Source organism: Catenuloplanes nepalensis, from assembly GCF_030811575.1.
Classification (GTDB): Bacteria; Actinomycetota; Actinomycetes; order Mycobacteriales; family Micromonosporaceae; genus Catenuloplanes; species Catenuloplanes nepalensis.
In genome coordinates this window covers 7948937-7964764 of record NZ_JAUSRA010000001.1, presented here as the reverse complement: position 1 = coordinate 7964764, position 15828 = coordinate 7948937, and the positions used below count along the sequence as shown (strand labels likewise).

Sequence of the window (15828 nt, the reverse complement as noted above, 5' to 3'; positions counted from 1 at the left end):
CGCTCTAGGTCGCGGGCGCGGTGCGTGGTGACGGCACCGGCAGCGGGCCGGGAATGATCGGCGTGCTCACCGTGACCGGCGGGAGCATGGTGGTCGGCGCCTCGTCCGGCTCCTCCGGCGCGCGATGCCGGCCGATGTAGCCCCGCTCGTACCCGTCCGGCTCCTGGCGTATCTGGCGCAGTGCGTCCCTGAGGTTCAGTGCGTCCCTGAGGTTGCTGAGCAGCATGGGTCCTCCCCGACGATGGCCCGGCCCGCACGCCGAGCGGCGCTTCGAACGTGCCAACGAGATGGACTCGGCCCAGGTTGTGGTCCTTTCGGCGCGGCGGCTTGACCTCATGGGTGAGGTCACTCGGGAAATACCGCAAAAAGGGTGAATCGCGGTCGATGGTGCGGCCCGTGTGGCCGTGGTCACTTTGTTCACGGCCTTGTCCGTACTTACCCGTCGGTAATACCCTCCTATTACTGACCGGTAACGAGCGTGAAGCGGGGGCTGCCGCCCATGAGTCACTACAAGAGCAACCTGCGAGACCTCGAGTTCAACCTGTTCGAGGTGTTCGGCGCCGACCGGTCGTTCGGCGTCGCTCCGTACGCGGAGTTCGACGTCGACACGGTCCGGGACATCCTGGCCGAGATGCGGCGGCTGGCCGAGGAGGACCTCGGCGCCAGCTACACCGACTCCGATCGGAACCCGCCGGTCTTCGACCCGGCCACGCACACCGCGCCGCTGCCCGAGTCGTTCAAGAAGTCGTATCGGGCGTGGATGGAGGCCGAGTTCTGGCGGCTGGACCTGCCGGAGGCGCTCGGCGGCACGCCCGCACCGCGCGCGGTCTGGTGGGCGATCGCGGAGATGGTGCTCGGGGCGAACGCGCCGCTCTGGATGTACTCCTCCGGTCCCTCGTTCGCGCACATAGCGCACGTGGAGGGCACCGAGGAGCAGAGGAAGTGGGCCGAGCTGTTCATCGAGAAGCAGTGGGGCTCGACCATGGTGCTGACCGAGCCGGACGCCGGCTCCGACGTCGGCGCCGGCCGCGCCCGGGCGATCCCGCAGCCGGACGGCTCCTGGCACATCGAGGGCGTCAAGCGCTTCATCACGTCCGGCGAGCACGACCTGACCGACAACATCATCCACTACGTGCTGGCGCGCCCGGTCGGCGTCGAGGGTGTGGGCGGGCCGGGCACCAAGGGCCTGTCGCTGTTCATCGTGCCGAAGTTCCACTTCGACGCGGAGACCGGTGAACTGGGCGAGCGCAACGGCGTCTACGCCACCAACATCGAGCACAAGATGGGGATCAAGGTCTCCAACACCTGCGAGCTGACGTTCGGCGAGCACGGCACACCGGCCAAGGGCTGGCTGCTCGGCGAGGTGCACCAGGGCATCCGCCAGATGTTCCTGATCATCGAGTACGCGCGGATGATGGTCGGCACGAAGGCGATCGCGACGCTCTCCAGCGGCTACCTCAACGCGCTGGAGTACGCGAAGAGCCGCCAGCAGGGCGCCGACCTGCTCCGTCAGGCCGACAAGACCGCGCCGCGCGTCGAGATCATCAAGCACCCGGACGTGCGCCGCTCGCTGATGCTGCAGAAGGCGTACGCGGAGGGCCTGCGCGCGCTCGTGCTCTACACCGCCACCTGGCAGGACACGGTCGCGAAGGCGGAGGCGGCCGGTGACGCAGAGACCGCCGCGGTCGGTAAGAGGGTCAACGACCTGCTACTCCCGCTGGTCAAGGGCGTCGGTTCGGAGCGGGCGTACGAGCTGCTCGGCCACGAGTCGCTGCAGACGTTCGGCGGCTCCGGCTTCCTGCAGGACTACCCGCTGGAGCAGTACGTCCGCGACTCGAAGATCGACACGCTCTACGAGGGCACCACCGCGATCCAGAGCCTCGACCTGGTCTTCCGCAAGATCGTCCGGGACAACGGCGCGTCGCTGATGCGGGTGGCCGGCGAGATCCAGGCGTTCATCGAGGCCGAGGGCGGCAACGGCCGGCTCAAGGAGGAGCGCCTGCTGCTCGGCAAGTCGCTCGGTGAGCTGCAGGCGATGCTCGGCGCGATCACCGGCTGGCTCGGCGCGGCCCAGGGCGGCAAGCCCGAGGAGCTCTACAAGGTCGGTCTGCACTCGCGCCGGGTGCTGCTCGCGCTCGGTGACGTGGTGGTCGGCTGGCTGCTGCAGAAGCAGGCCGACGTCGCGCTCCGCGCGCTGTCCGGCGAGGTGTCGACCGCGGACAAGGCGTTCTACGAGGGCAAGGTCGCGGCCGCGCGGTTCTTCGCCCGCGAGGTGCTGCCCCGGCTCGGTGCGGACCGCCGGATCGTGCAGGGCGCCACGCTCGACGTCATGGAGGTCCCGGAGGACCAGTTCTAAGACCTTTCAAGAAGCAGCGGGGGTACGCGTACCCCCGCTGCTTCTTGATTCTGGCAGTGCCCTGCACGCGGCCGTATGCCGATATAGCCTGAAATCTCCTGGCACGGGGGAGTGCACATGGGCATTGGCGGAGGAATCTTCCTCATCGCAGTCGGCGCCATCCTGGCCTTCGCGGTCCACGTGGAGCCGGCCTGGCTGGATCTCAACGTGGTCGGCTGGGTCCTGATGCTGGCCGGCACGTCCGCGCTGTTGATCACCATGTGGTACTGGAAGGATCGCCGGAACCGCGCGCTGGGCCCGATGGACGTGGTCGACGAGACCCGCCTGGCCCATCCGGCCGCCCCGCTCGGCGCGGATTCCGAGATCGAGATCCGGCACCCACCGGCACCACCGGGCTGAGGCCCCTCAACCCCGCGCATCGCCGGGTGCGCTCTTCAGCCCGTGATCCAGGCGCAGTTCATGTCGTCAGAACGACGTCAATGACGCCTGGATCACCGGAGTGGGGGATCAGCCGCGGGCGGTGTGCGTGTCGGCCACCGCGGCGGCGCCCGCGCCGAGCGACGACCACTCGCCGGTGAAGCGGTGCACGGCCAGGCCGCTGGTGCGCAGGCCGTCCGAGTCGCCGGCGCCGTCCGGGTCGAGCATCGTGGAGAGCAGCGAGATGTCCGGGTTGTGGCCGACGAGCAACACCGCCGAGGTCTCCGCCGGCACCGCCTTGACCACGCTGAGCAGCGCGTGGTGGCCCTCCGCGTAGAGGCCGGGCTCGTATCGCACCGCGGGCGCGCCCAGATCGGCCGAGGCCTCCGCCATCGCGACCGCCACGCCGTGCCAGGTCTGCCGGGTCCGCCGCGCGGGCGAGCAGATCACCAGGTCGGGTGCGTAGCCGTGGTGGGCGAGCCAGGCTCCGGCGGCGGCCGCGTCCGCGTGACCGCGCTCGGTCAGCGGGCGTTCGAGGTCGCCGACACCGTCCGGGCGGTCGGCTTTGGCGTGGCGGAGCAGGACCAGGGTTCGAGACGTCACGCGGTACAGCTTGCCTGATTGACAATCGTGACGGGTGGGTAAGCCATCACTCAACCGTGGGTCGGCATCCAGGCCTCAGTCCCACGACTCGGCAATGCGCCGGTCCATCCGGTCCGGCCGTCAGCCAAGGAGGACGAGAAGTGGGTTTCGGAGCAAGTATCTTCCTCATCGCGCTCGGGGCGATCTTCGCGTTCGCCATCGAGTTCGACCTGGGGTGGATCGACATCGCTGTGGTCGGCTGGGTCCTGATGCTCGCCGGCCTCGTGGGCCTCGCCACGACCGTGTGGTTCTGGCAGAGCCGTCGCCGTCCGGTCGCGACCACCCCCGACGGTCACGTCCCCGCGCCGCCGCACCCGGCGACCGCGCCGCCGCACACGCACGTCGCACCTCCGGTCGCCGCCCCGGTCGAGGACCGGGTCGTCGAGGAGCAGTACCGGGTGCGTCGTCAGCAGCTGTAACTCACGATGTTCCACGAAGAGCCCGCAGCGATCGCTGCGGGCTCTTCGCGTGGGACGCCACGACGCCGGTGCTCTCCCCGCCTTCGAGGATCGGTGGTATCGGCATCGCCCGAGAGCGCCCCAGCCGACGACCGGGAACTCAAGCGAAGAGCGCGAAGTAGATGGCGATGTGGTGGCAGACGGCGGCGACGAGGGTGCAGGCATGGAAGAACTCGTGGTGGCCGAAGACCGTGGGCCACGGGTTCGGCCGGCGCACCGCGTAGAGCACGGCGCCGACGCTGTACATCACGCCGCCGACGATCAGCAGGACCAGCGCCGCGACGCCGCCCCTGTGCAGGATGTCCGGCAGGACCGCGACCGCGACCCAGCCGAGCGCGATGTAGAGCGGCGCGCCGACCCAGCGCGGCAGATGCGGCCAGATCATCTTCATCGCCACGCCGAGAAGCGCGCCACCCCAGACGACGCCGAGCAGGATCTCCGACTTCGGCGAGGGCAGGAGCAGCAGGCAGAACGGGGTGTACGTACCGGCGATGAACACGAAGATCATCGAGTGGTCCATCCGGCGCATGATCTGGTAGCCGCGCGGGCTCCAGACACGCCGATGATAGAGCGCGCTCGTGCCGAACAGGCCACAGACCGTCAGGCTGTAGACGGCGCAGCTGAGCACCGGTGTCCAGCCCGGACGGGTCAGCGCGAGTGAGCAGAGGACGATGCCGCAGACCAACGCGACGAAGAACGCGTAGAAGTGCAACCAGCCGCGGAGGCGGGGTTTGCCGAGGTCCAGCGGCTTGAGGCGAGCCGGGGCTTTGGTGGTCACACGACCAGGTTACGGCACCGTAAGTTACCTTGAAGTAGTGAAGCGGCTCACCGGCTTGGAGTGTCGCGCCCGGCAGACTACCGTGCGAAGCCATGGACCTCAATGCTGACCTCGGTGAGGGCTTCGGCGTCTGGCAGTTGGGTGACGACGAGGCACTGCTGGACCTGGTGACCTCCGCGAACGTCGCCTGCGGCTTCCACGGCGGCGACCCGTCCATCATGCGCGCGGTGTGCACGGCCGCGGCCGACCGGGGCGTGGCGATCGGCGCCCAGGTCGGCTACCGCGACCTGGCCGGCTTCGGGCGTCGCCGGATCGAGTACCGCCGTGAGGACCTGCGCGACGAGATCATCTACCAGATCGCGGCGCTCGACGGCTTCGCCCGCGTGGCCGGCGACCGGGTTCGCTACGTCAAGCCGCACGGCGCGCTCTACAACACGGCCGCGGTCGACGAGGGGCAGGCGGGCGCCGTGGTGGACGCGATCACCGACTACGACGCCGGACTTCCGGTGCTGTGCCAGCCCGGCTCGGTGCTCGCCCGCCTCGCCGCCGACGCCGGTCTCCGCGTCGTCGGCGAGGGTTTCGCCGACCGCGCCTACCTGCCCGACGGCCGCCTCGTCCCCCGCACGAATCCCGACGCGGTCATCCACAACTCCGCCGCGGTCGCCGACCGGGTGGTCCAGATGGCGGTCGAGCACACCGTCACCGCCATCGACGGCACCGTCATCCCCTGCCAGGTCGAGTCCATCTGCCTGCACGGCGACACGGCCGGCGCGGTCGACCTCGCCCGCCGCGTCCGCGCCTCCCTCCTCGACGCCGACCTCTCCCTCGCTGCCTTCGCCTAGAGGTCCAAGGGCGGATTTCCCGCTTCCGGCGTGGTGCGGTCCGTGTGCTCCCGCGGGCAGACCTCGCGGCGGCCTCCGCCGGCGCTCCGGACGCCGCGTCGGAGCCGGATTCGCTGTGGGCGGGTAAGAACCGCGACGATTCTCGGAGCACGTCGCGCGAGGCGCGGCGCGTTCGGCTCCTCGCGGGTCGGGGCACCCGGCCCGGTGACCGAAGGCCGCTCCGGCCACCACGACACATGCGGGAGCCCACTGCCGCCCCGGCCGGAGTACCGCTTGCCTGTTGCGGCCGGCCGGTGCCCGCGGGAGCAGTGGGAAGCGGCCACGCCGGAAGCGGGAAACCCGCTCAGCCGTCCAGGCCGCGCAGGATGAGCGGGAGGCGGGACGGGGCGCCCGGGGTGATGGTGATGGGGACGCCCCAGTCCTGGCGGGTGAGGTGGCAGGCCGCGTGTTCGGCGTCGATGTCGCAGGTGGCGGCCTGGGCCACGACCTGGAGGACGCCGGCCGGGACGTCCGGGTTGAGGCGCAGCGTGCGGGAGAGGCCGGTGGTGGTGCCGGCGCCGTCGAGGAGCAGTTCCGGCGGGGAGGCGCTGACGACGAGGCGGGTGGACGGGCCGAACGTCTCGTCCAGCTTCTGGCCGGGGGCCGGGGTGAAGATGATGTCCAGGGTGGCGTCGCCGGGGGCGAGCGGGGTCGCGGGGCGCTCGGTGCGATGGCGGGTGCCGTCCGTGGAGACGCCGGCGGCCTCCAGGGCGCCGGGCGCGAGCCGGGTCAGGCGGTGTGCTGCGGACTCGACCACCAGGACCGCGCCGTCGTCCGTGAGGACCAGGTCGCTCGGCTCGGCGAGGCCGCGGTCGACCGTGGTGACCTCGTCGGTGTCCGGGGAGTAGCGGCGGACCGCTCCGTTGTAGGTGTCGGCGATCAGCACGGAGCCGTCCGGGAGCGCGCAGACGCCGAGCGGGTGCTGCAGCAGCGCCTGGGCGGCCGGGCCGTCCATGTGGCCGAAGTCGAAGAGGCCCTGGCCGACGGCGGTGTGCAGCTCGTCGTCCGCGACGAAGCGGAGCGCGGAGGTCTCGCTGTCGGCGATCCACAGGCGGGTGCCGTCGGCGGAGACGGAGAGGCCGGAAGGCTGGGCCATCCAGACGTCGGGGAGCGGGCCGTCGCGCAGCGCCTCGACCGTGGTGCCGGCGTAGACCCCGGCGGTGCGCTTGATCGGGTCGAACCACCAGAGCTGGTGGATGCCGGCCATCGCGACGATGACCTTCTCGCCGAACCAGGCCACGTCCCACGGTGAGGAGAGGTCGACCGCGAGCGCGTCGTGGGCGTGGCCGTCCGGTGCGGACCGCCACTGGCGGCCGCTGCCGGCGATCGTGGTGACCGTGCCGTCCGACAGGCGCACGCCGCGGAGCAGGTGGTTGACCGTGTCGGCGACGACCACGTCGTAGCCGGCGACCTCGGCGGTGTGCGGCGGGAGCAGGCAGAGGCCCTGCGGCTCGGAGAACGACGGGGCGTCGTCGGAGCGGCCGCGGGCGCCGGTGCCGATCCGCCGGACCACGTCGCCGTCCGGCGTGACCTCGGCCAGCGAGTGCCGGGCCGAGTCGCTGACCAGCAGGTTTCCGTTCGGCAGCGGGATGGCCTTGCCGGGGAAGCGCAGCGGGGTCTCGGCCTCGGCCGGCGGCACGTACGGGCTGTCGCCGCGGCGCAGCGTGCCCTTCGCGTCGTGCGTGGCGATCAGCTGGTCGACCAGCCGGGCCAGGCCCTCCGCGTGGCCCTCGCCGGCCATCGACGCGACCAGGTAGCCCTCCGGGTCGACGACCGCGAGCGTCGGCCAGGCCTTCGCCGCGTACTGCTGCCACATCAGCAGATCAGGATCATCAAGGACCGGATGGGGTACGCCGTAGCGCTCCACGGCCGCGGCCAGCGCGTCCGGGTCGCGCTCGTGCTCGAACTTCGGCGAGTGCACACCGATGATGACCAGGACGTCGCCGTACTTCTCCTCCAGCGGCCGGAGCTCGTCCAGCACGTGCAGGCAGTTGATGCAGCAGAACGTCCAGAAGTCCAGGACGACGATCTTCCCGCGGAGCCCGGCCAGCGTCAGGTCGGTGCCGCCGGTGTTCAGCCAGCCCCGGCCCCGGAGCTCGGGCGCGCGGACCCGGCCCTGCGGTGTGTCGCTCATCGTTCCTCGTTCGTGGTGCGGGCGGCGTGCCGCCGGTTGTGCGGTGGCTCAGCCGGTGGTGGCGGGCGCGGACTCGCCGCCGGGCGCCGGGACGGCCGGGGCCAGGCAGAGCACCTCGCCACCGGTCCGGATCTCGATGAACGGCTGGGACTGATCCGTGCACTGATCCTTGCTCGGCGCGCGGGACACGACCGTGAACGCGCCCGGCTCCGCGCACTCGGCGACGACCGGCTGGCCGCTGCTCTCCTGCACGCAACCGCCGACCGGCACGTCGAACGAGGCCGCGGAGTCGTCCTGCGAGGACGAGATCAGCCAGACCAGCAGCAGCGGGACCAGCACGAGCAACGCGGCCACGATGACCACCGCGATCAGCACGCCGCCGTTGCCGCCCTTCTTCGGCGGGGGCAGCGGGTCCTTCGCCGGCTCCGGCTCCGCGGCCTTGAACTTGTCGAACGCGTCCTGGCCGGACTCACCCGGGTCGTCGAATCCGCCCTGACCACCGAATCCGCCCTGCCCGCCACCGAATCCGCCGGGCGCGCTGCCGAACACGGCCGTGTTGCTGCCGAACGACGGCGGACCACCGGCACCCGGCCCGGGGCCGAACGACGCGTCGTCGTGCGGCGCGCCGAAGCCCTCGTGCTGCTGCTGAGCGCCGAAGCCCTCGTGCTGCTGCGGAGACGCGCCGAAGCCCTCGTGCTGGGACGGGGCGAGCGGGGGTGCGCCGAAGCCGTCATTGAAGCCGTCGTTGCGCGGGCCGAAGCCGTCGTTGCGCTGTCCGGCGGTTCCGAAGCCGGGTCCGGGCGCGCCGGGGAAGCCGTCGCCCTGGTCGTCGAAGCCACGGTCGCCGCCCATCGGGCCACGCGGATCGATCGACCGGCCGTCGACGACCTGGCCGGGGTACGGCAGGCCGCCGCCGACCGCGAAGTGTGGCGGCTGCGCGTCGGCCGGTGGCTCCTCGCGCTGCCGGCCGTGCGCGAAGCCGTTGACCGGCCCGTGCTCCTGGTGCGGCGGTGCGAACCCGCCGGGGACCGCGGGCGCGGGCGGCGCGTCGTAGCCGCCCCAGGCCGGGGAACCACCGGAGACCGGCGGGCCGCCGGACACCGGGGAACCGGAGACCGGCGAGCCGGAGATCGGTGTGCCGCTGACCGGCGCGCCCGAGATCGGGGACGACTCGTCCGGTTCGGGGGTGGCTGCCTTGCCGTACACCCGGGCCTGGCCCTTGCTGACCGGCGGCGGCATCGGCGCGTCCGGCGGCGGTGTGATCTTGCTGGCCATCGGCACCGAGGCGCTGCCCGCGACCGCGCGTCCGGCGGCCGGCCCGTCGGCGAACGGCTCATCGGCCGACGGCGCGGATACGGACGGCGCCGCGGCGGACGCGGACGGCGGAACCACGGCGGCCCGCGCCACACCGGCGGAACCGCTGGCGGGTGGCGCGTACGGCGAGGCGGCGGCCGGGAAGTCGGACGGCGTGCGCGGCTGCGGCACCTGGGCCGCGTCGTGCTGCTGGTCCCCGCCGTAGGACGGACCGAAGTCGGGCTGGACGGCGAAGCGGCCGGCCTCGCTCGCCGGGCTCTCCTCCGACGCGGCCGGACCGAACCCGCCGGCCTGCGGCTGGTCGAATCGGCCGGCCTGTGCCTGGTCGAACCCACCGGCCTGCGGCTGGCCGAAGCCACCGGACTCCGCCTGGCCGAACCCGCCGCCCTGCGGCTGGTCGAACCGGCCGGACTGGGACTGGTCAAAGCCGCCCGGCTGGGCCTGGTCGAACCGGCCGGACTGCGCCGGGTCGAAGCCGCCGGGCTGAGCCGCGTCGAAGCCGCCGGGCTGAGACGGGTCGACGCCGCCGGGCTGAGGCTGGCCGAAGCCGCCTGACTGGGCTTGGCCGAAGCCGCCGGAGTTGCCGAAGGCGCCGGACTCGGCGGGCGTGGAAGGAGAGACCGGCGCGTCGTAACCGGCCGGGCCGGACTCGCGGTAACCGCTGTCGGCCTCGCCGAAGGTGCCCCGGCCTGCCGGAGCCGCGCCGAAGCCCTCGCTCGGGGCCGGGGCCGCGCCGAAGCCGCTCGACGAGGGCGGCGCCTCGCCGAACGCGCCGGTGGAGTTCGGGTTGTTCGGGCCGAAGCCGTTGAACGAGCCGCCGAACGAGGTCGGCATGGAGGTGCGGGAGCCTTCCGGGTCGTCCGGCGGCGGCGTGGACCCGAAGCTCGCGCCCGGCACCCGGACCGGCGGGTTCCACGGCTCGGGCTGCTGCTCCTCGGGCGCAGAGTCGGCGCCCTGGTGGCCGGCGGCCGCACCGCGAGTGAACGCGCCCGCGCCGAAGCCGTCGGAACCGCCGGACTCCTCGGGGGACGGCGGCACCTGGGCGCGCCCGCCACCGGGGACAGACGCGGCACCGAGGGCGGACGCGGCACCGGGGGCGGACGCGGCACCGGGGGCGGACGCGATACCGGGGGTGGGCGCGGCACCGGGGGTGGGCGCGGCACCGCCGCGCTTGGACAGGTCGAAACCGCTGTAGGAACTCTCCGACGGCGGCTCGAACTGGCCGGGCGCACGCTGCGGCAGGCCGTGCCGGCCGGACGCGTTCGGGTCGGCGGATCCGCTGCCGGAGACGGGCGCGTCCGTGGCCGGGGAGGCCGGCGCCCAGGCCTCCGGCGGCAGGCCGCTGCGCTCGTAGGCGGGCTGAGCGGGCTGGGCGGTGCCCCACGAGGGCTGCGCCGGCTCGGCCGGGGCACCCCAGGACGACGCGCCGGGCTGCTGCCGGGAGGCCTGGTCGGCGCCGGGGTAGGCGTTGCCCTTCCAGTGCTGGGTGGCCTCCGCGTACGACTCGCCCTCGTCGTTGGTGCCGGGCTGGCCGTAGGGGTTGTACGGCGCGGGCTCGGCACCGAACGTGGACGGCGGGGTGGCCGGTGCGGGCGGCGGCACCGAGGCCGCGCCGGAGACGCTGGCCCGGCCGCCGAAGCCGGGCGTGGAGCCGCCACCGAACGAGCGCGGCTGCTCGGCCGACGGGTCCGGCGCGGCCGGCGCCCAGCGCGACTGCGCGGGCGCGGACGACTCGGGGGAGGGGCCCCAGTTGGCCGGGGCCGGCGGCTCGGAGGTCACGTTCGGTGACCACGAGGTCTGGCTCGGCCACTCGTTCGCGCCGCCGTCGGCGCCGGTCTCCGGGCGCGGGGAGGGCGTGGACGGCCATCGGGGAACCCCGGCGGACGCGATGCCGCGCTGGGGCATGCCGGGCGCCGGCGCGGCACCGGCCGCGGGCTGCTGCGGCGGCACGTGCCCACCGGAACGGTACGGGTTGAAGCTGTCGGCGCCATCCGGTGGCGGCGTGCCACCGGTGCCCGGCGCCGCCTCAGCCGGCTCGTCGCCGGCCTTGTGCAGGCCCTCGGACGTCATCTGCGCCTCCTCCGTCGCGTGTCGGCCGGGTCGCCTGGCCAGGGCCTCGGCTGTGCCGAGCAGCAGCTCAGCGACCTTGTCGCCGACAGTCCAGTGGTTGATCGCCGGACTGTGGCGGCCTGGTCGGCGACCACGTGATCCGTGGTCGTGCCGAGCGGTCGCGCCTCGCCGCCTCGATGCTCCCCGACGACAGGTGCCGGAGGGAAGACACACGGATGGCCTTGAAGTGGCGACCGTGCCCAACCGTACCGGGCGCCATAGCAGGTCGGAAATACGGACCCGGATACGCGACGGCCCGCCGGGGCGGTCCGCGCCGACATTTCAGGCGCGGTCACCCGGCGGGCCGAGGACTTCCGTGTTACCCGGGCCTCAGGTGCGGCCGCGCGGGTCAACGGAGCGAGGTTGGTGAGTTACCCGTAGTGACGCTGGGCGATGGCGAGGATCTCGTCGCGCAGCGCCGGGGTGTTGGCGGAGCGCAGCGCGCGCTCGATCGCGCGGTTCCGACGGGCGGTCTCGCGCGCGGCCCGGATCCGGCTGATCATGCTCATGACTTTCATCACTCCTGGTGTTCCGACCGGTTGCTTCCGATCTGGTAACGCCATTCAAGCACGAATCCATCCCCGTGGCCAACGATTCGGAGGTGATCGCGACCACTTGCCTAAGGATCGTCGGAAGAAGAAGAGATGTCCAGAAGAAAGACCGTGCCCCCGCCGAGTGGTCGGCGGGGGCACGATGGATGAACTCCGAGCTGCTGCTGATCAACTCCAGGCGAGCAGCGCGGCCTCCGGGTCGGCGAGGAACCGGCCGACGTCGGACAGGAACAGCGAGCCCAGCTCGCCGTCGATGATGCGGTGGTCGAACGAGAGGCTGAGCGTGGTGACCCGGCGTGCCTTGACCTTGCCCTTGTGCACCCAGGGCGTCTCGCGCACCGCGCCGAACGCCAGGATCGCGGCCTCCCCGGGCGGCAGGATCGGCGTGCCGGCGTCCACCCCGTACACGCCGACGTTCGTGATCGTGAACGTGCCGCCGGACATGTCCGACGGCGTGGCCCGGCCCGCGCGAGCGGTCCTGACCAGCTCGTTCAGTGCGTCCGCCAGCTCGCGCAGTGACAGCCGGCCGGCGTCCTTGACGGTCGGCACGATCAGCCCGCGGTCGGTGGCGGCCGCGATGCCCAGGTTCACGTAGTCCTTGACCACGATCTCGTCGCCGGTCCAGGACGAATTGATCATCGGATGCCGGCGGATGGCGAGCAGCACCGCCTTGGACACCAGCAGAAGCGGAGAAACGCGGACATCCCGCCACTCGCGCTGCTCCCGGAGCCGGTCCAGCGCGCGCATGCCGCGGGTCACGTCGACGGTCAGGAACTCCGTGACGTGCGGTGCGGTGAACGCGGACGCGACCATGTTCGCCGCGGTCAGCTTTCGGACACCCTTCACCGGGACGCGGTGTTCGCGGGATGCGTCAAATCGGACATCGGGCTCGGCCGGTGTCTCGATCGCGCTCCGCACGTCCGCCCGAGTGATCGAGCCGAGCGGCCCGGTGCCGGTCAGCACATGCAGGTCCACCCCGAGATCGCGGGCGAGCTTGCGCACCGGCGGCTTGGCGAGAACCGGCCCGGCGATCACAGCCGCGACCGGAGCGGCGGGCGCGAGCGGAGCGGCGGCCGGAGCGGTCTCCCGTACCCCCGCGGGGGTAAAAAGGTCCTGCGCCGCAGGCGCCGGGGTGGCGGAGGGCTGGGTGCGCCGGGGACGCCGCTTGGCCGCGGTCGTCCGAGGGCCATAACCCACCAGCACGGGGGTACGGCCGGGAGCGCCACCCTGCGCGGGCTCGTCAGCATCGGGCCGGTCCGGCAGGTCGCCGGCGCCCGGGTCGGTGTCGATCGCGATGATCGCGGTGCCGACCTCGACGACCGCGCCCTCCTCGCAGAACAGCGCGCTGACCCGCCCCGCCCACTTCGCCGGGATCTCCACCGCCGCCTTCGCGGTCTCCACCTCGACGATCGGCTGGTTCAGCTCGACATCGTCACCGACCGCGACCAGCCACTTCAGGATCTCCCCCTCGGTGAGGCCCTCGCCGAGGTCCGGCAGGTCGAACTGCTTGATCCGAGTCATCGCCGCTCACCAGCCGTAGGTGCGGTCGACGGCGTCGAGCACCCGGTCCAGGTCGGGCAGGTACTCCTCCTCGACGCGAGCCGCCGGGTACGGAGTGTTGAAGCCGGTGACGCGCAGCACCGGCGACTCCAGCGAGTAGAAGCACTCCTCGGTGACCCGCGCCGCGATCTCCGCGCCGAGGCCCACGTTCGACGGCGCCTCGTGCACCACCACGCACCGGCCGGTGCGCCGGACCGACTCGTGGACCGGGCCCAGATCCAGCGGCGACAGGCTGCGCAGGTCGATCACCTCCAGCTCGCGCCCGTCCTCGGCGGCCGCGGTGGCGGCGTCGAGCGCGGTGCGGACCATCGGGCCGTACGCCACCACGGTCACGTCCGTGCCCGGCCGGGCCACCCGCGCGGAGTGCAGCGGATAGGCCTCCGCCTCCGCGTCGACCTCGCCCTTCTCCCAGTAGCGGCGCTTCGGCTCCAGGAACACGATCGGGTCGTCGGACGCGATCGCCTGCTGGATCATCGTGTGGCCGTCGGCCGGGTTCGAGCAGGTCACGACCTTGAGGCCGGGGGTGTGCGCGAAGTACGCCTCGGGGGACTCGGAGTGGTGCTCGACCGCGCCGATGCCGCCGCCGAACGGGATCCGGATGACGATCGGCAACCGGACCATGCCGCGCGAGCGGTAGTGCATCTTCGCGACCTGGCTGACGATCTGGTCGTACGCCGGGTAGACGAAGCCGTCGAACTGGATCTCGCAGACCGGGCGGTAGCCGCGCAGCGCCAGGCCGACCGCGGTGCCGATGATGCCGGACTCGGCCAGCGGAGTGTCGATCACCCGGTTCTCGCCGAAGTCCTTCTGCAGCCCGTCGGTGATCCGGAAGACGCCGCCGAGCTTGCCGACGTCCTCGCCCATGATGACGACCTTGGGATCCCGGTCGAGAGCGCGCCGGAGACCGGTGTTCAGCGCCTTGCCGAGGGTCAGAACCTCCGTTGCCATCAGTGCGCGCTCCCCTCGAAGGACTGCCGGTACGCGTTGAACCGCGCACGCTCGCCGTCGAGCAGTGGCGAGCCGTGCGGGTAGACGTTCTCGAAGATCGAGTCGGGTGCGGGGTCCGGGATGGCGAGCACGCGCTCGCGAAGGTGCACCGCCTCGGCCTTCGCCTGCTCGTCGACCTCGGCGAAGAAGGAGTCATCCGCGATCTGCTGCTTGCGGAGGAACGCGGCGAGCCGGGCGATCGGGTCGCGCGAGCGCCACGCCTCGGCCTCCGCTGGTGGCCGGTACCGGCTGGGGTCGTCCGAGGTGGTGTGCGCACCCATCCGGTACGTGAACGCCTCGATCAGCGTGGGGCCCTGGCCGCTGCGCGCGTGGTCCAGCGCATGCCGGGTGACCGCGTAGGACGCGAGCACGTCGTTGCCGTCCACCCGCACGCCGGGAAAGCCGAAGCCGGCCGCGCGCTGGTAGAGCGGCACCCGAGTCTGGCGTTCGATCGGCTCGGAGATCGCGTACTGATTGTTCTGGCAGAAGAAGACGACCGGCGCGGTGTAGACGGCGGACCAGATGAACGCCTCGTTCACGTCGCCCTGCGAGGTGGCGCCGTCCCCGAAGTAGGCGATCGCGGCCTCGCCGTCGTCACCGCCGACCTTGCCGTCCATCGTGATGCCCATGGCGTAGCCGGTGGCGTGCAGCGTCTGCGCGCCGATGACGATCGTGTACATCCCGCAGCGGGTCTCGTGCGGATCCCAGGCGCCCTGGTCGACGCCGCGGAACAGGCTGAGCGGCATGATCGGGTCGATCCCGCGGCAGTAGAGGACGCCGTGCTCACGATAGGTCGGGAAGACCATGTCCTTCGGGCGCAACGCGCGGCCGGACCCGACCTGCGCCGCCTCCTGGCCGAGCAGGCTGGCCCAGATGCCCAGCTCGCCCTGTCGCTGCAACGCGGTCGCCTCCGCGTCCAGCCGGCGGACCGTCACCAGGTCGCGGTAGAACCCGCGGTATTCGTCGTCGGTGAGGTCGACGGAGTATTCGACGCCGTCCGGCCCGACGGCCCGGTCGACGCGTTCACCGTCGGGGGTCAGGAGTTGGACGAGCGTGTCGTCGTCTCGAGCCATGAGCGTCTCCCTGTGAGCCGGGGCGCGTCCGGGGGTGTCCTGCGGCGCGCCGCTCGATCCGCCCTGCCCGGTGGGCAGCGGGTTTCCCCGGGTCGCGCCTAGCCCTGGTGAGGGCTTGCCGCGCGGGCCGGGGAGGGGTGCTGCCCCCATCCTTGCAAGAAGGTGAGCTGGATTACAGATCTCTGCGTGCGCGAATATGTCGCCGTTGTTTCGACCAACCCACTAAACATCGATATTTCGTACAAATCGTGCCTATATGACCAACTTACCGTTACTACTGCGGAACCGAGCGTGAGGCTGGAGGTGGCGGGATGTCGCGGTCGTTCCGGCCGGGCCGGCATCGCGCGCCCGGGCTCACCGGGTCGTCGCGGCGTTTCGCGGCCACGGTGATGTTGCTGGTGGCGCTCGCCTCGCTGCCGGTGCTGGCCGTCCTCCACGCGGGCGCGGCCGCGCTGGCCCGGACCTCAGCGGTCCCGGCCGGTCCGGTGGTGCCGTTCCTCGCCCCGCCGTCCCCGGCACCGATCGTGCTCGGCCCGCCGGTGGTGATCGTCCACCACCCGTGATCAGG

The 15828-nt window shown here is 72.2% G+C and carries 14 protein-coding genes; 5 read left to right on the top strand and 9 right to left on the bottom strand.

What is annotated here, in order from left to right:
- Positions 1–4: 4 nt before the first annotated feature.
- Positions 5–226: a hypothetical protein gene (locus tag J2S43_RS34475; RefSeq protein WP_306836303.1), complete on the bottom strand. Its 222-nt coding sequence runs from the start codon at positions 224–226 to the stop codon at positions 5–7.
- A 273-nt stretch (positions 227–499) separates the two neighbouring features.
- Here J2S43_RS34475 and J2S43_RS34470 point away from each other — a divergent pair, with 273 nt between their 5' ends.
- Positions 500–2356 (top strand): acyl-CoA dehydrogenase, encoded by a 1857-nt coding sequence (locus J2S43_RS34470; RefSeq protein WP_306836301.1) that lies wholly within the window; start codon positions 500–502, stop codon positions 2354–2356.
- Between the two features lie 117 nt (positions 2357–2473).
- The gene (locus J2S43_RS34465) at positions 2474–2755 is read left to right on the top strand and encodes a DUF6458 family protein (RefSeq protein WP_306836299.1); all 282 of its coding nucleotides are present in this window, start codon (positions 2474–2476) and stop codon (positions 2753–2755) included.
- A gap of 108 nt (positions 2756–2863) precedes the next feature.
- On the opposite strand, the gene J2S43_RS34460 is transcribed toward J2S43_RS34465, so the two are convergent.
- On the bottom strand, positions 2864–3376 hold the full coding sequence (locus J2S43_RS34460) for a SixA phosphatase family protein (protein WP_306836297.1): 513 nt from the start codon (positions 3374–3376) through the stop codon (positions 2864–2866).
- Between the two features lie 140 nt (positions 3377–3516).
- Between J2S43_RS34460 and J2S43_RS34455 the strand changes: the two genes are divergently transcribed.
- On the top strand, positions 3517–3834 hold the full coding sequence (locus J2S43_RS34455; RefSeq protein ID WP_306836295.1) for a DUF6458 family protein: 318 nt from the start codon (positions 3517–3519) through the stop codon (positions 3832–3834).
- Between the two features lie 139 nt (positions 3835–3973).
- Here J2S43_RS34455 and trhA read toward each other — a convergent pair whose 3' ends face one another.
- The gene (gene trhA / locus J2S43_RS34450) at positions 3974–4651 is read right to left on the bottom strand and encodes a PAQR family membrane homeostasis protein TrhA (RefSeq protein ID WP_306836294.1); all 678 of its coding nucleotides are present in this window, start codon (positions 4649–4651) and stop codon (positions 3974–3976) included.
- A gap of 92 nt (positions 4652–4743) precedes the next feature.
- On the opposite strand from trhA, the gene J2S43_RS34445 reads away from it, so the two are divergent.
- Entirely contained in the window at positions 4744–5493 is a 750-nt protein-coding gene (locus J2S43_RS34445; protein WP_306836293.1) for a LamB/YcsF family protein, read from the top strand.
- Between the two features lie 343 nt (positions 5494–5836).
- On the opposite strand, the gene J2S43_RS34440 is transcribed toward J2S43_RS34445, so the two are convergent.
- From J2S43_RS34440 to pdhA, 6 genes are all read right to left on the bottom strand, one after another.
- Positions 5837–7666 carry an NHL domain-containing thioredoxin family protein gene (locus J2S43_RS34440; RefSeq protein WP_306836291.1) on the bottom strand — a complete coding sequence of 610 codons (1830 nt, stop codon included), beginning with the start codon at positions 7664–7666 and terminating at the stop codon, positions 5837–5839.
- A gap of 48 nt (positions 7667–7714) precedes the next feature.
- Positions 7715–11050 carry a hypothetical protein gene (locus J2S43_RS34435; protein ID WP_306836290.1) on the bottom strand — a complete coding sequence of 1112 codons (3336 nt, stop codon included), beginning with the start codon at positions 11048–11050 and terminating at the stop codon, positions 7715–7717.
- Between the two features lie 410 nt (positions 11051–11460).
- Positions 11461–11598, bottom strand: a complete 138-nt coding sequence (locus tag J2S43_RS34430; RefSeq protein ID WP_306836288.1) for a hypothetical protein — start codon at positions 11596–11598, stop codon at positions 11461–11463.
- A 210-nt stretch (positions 11599–11808) separates the two neighbouring features.
- A complete protein-coding gene (locus J2S43_RS34425) occupies positions 11809–13161 on the bottom strand; it encodes a dihydrolipoamide acetyltransferase family protein (RefSeq protein ID WP_306836287.1) in 1353 nt (450 codons plus the stop codon).
- A 6-nt stretch (positions 13162–13167) separates the two neighbouring features.
- On the bottom strand, positions 13168–14148 hold the full coding sequence (locus J2S43_RS34420; protein ID WP_306836285.1) for an alpha-ketoacid dehydrogenase subunit beta: 981 nt from the start codon (positions 14146–14148) through the stop codon (positions 13168–13170).
- On the bottom strand, positions 14148–15260 hold the full coding sequence (gene pdhA / locus J2S43_RS34415) for a pyruvate dehydrogenase (acetyl-transferring) E1 component subunit alpha (RefSeq protein WP_306836283.1): 1113 nt from the start codon (positions 15258–15260) through the stop codon (positions 14148–14150). Before pdhA ends, J2S43_RS34420 begins: the two co-directional genes overlap by 1 nt.
- A gap of 311 nt (positions 15261–15571) precedes the next feature.
- On the opposite strand from pdhA, the gene J2S43_RS34410 reads away from it, so the two are divergent.
- Complete coding sequence (locus tag J2S43_RS34410) at positions 15572–15823, top strand: hypothetical protein (RefSeq protein WP_306836281.1); 252 nt, start codon at positions 15572–15574, stop codon at positions 15821–15823.
- Positions 15824–15828: the final 5 nt, after the last annotated feature.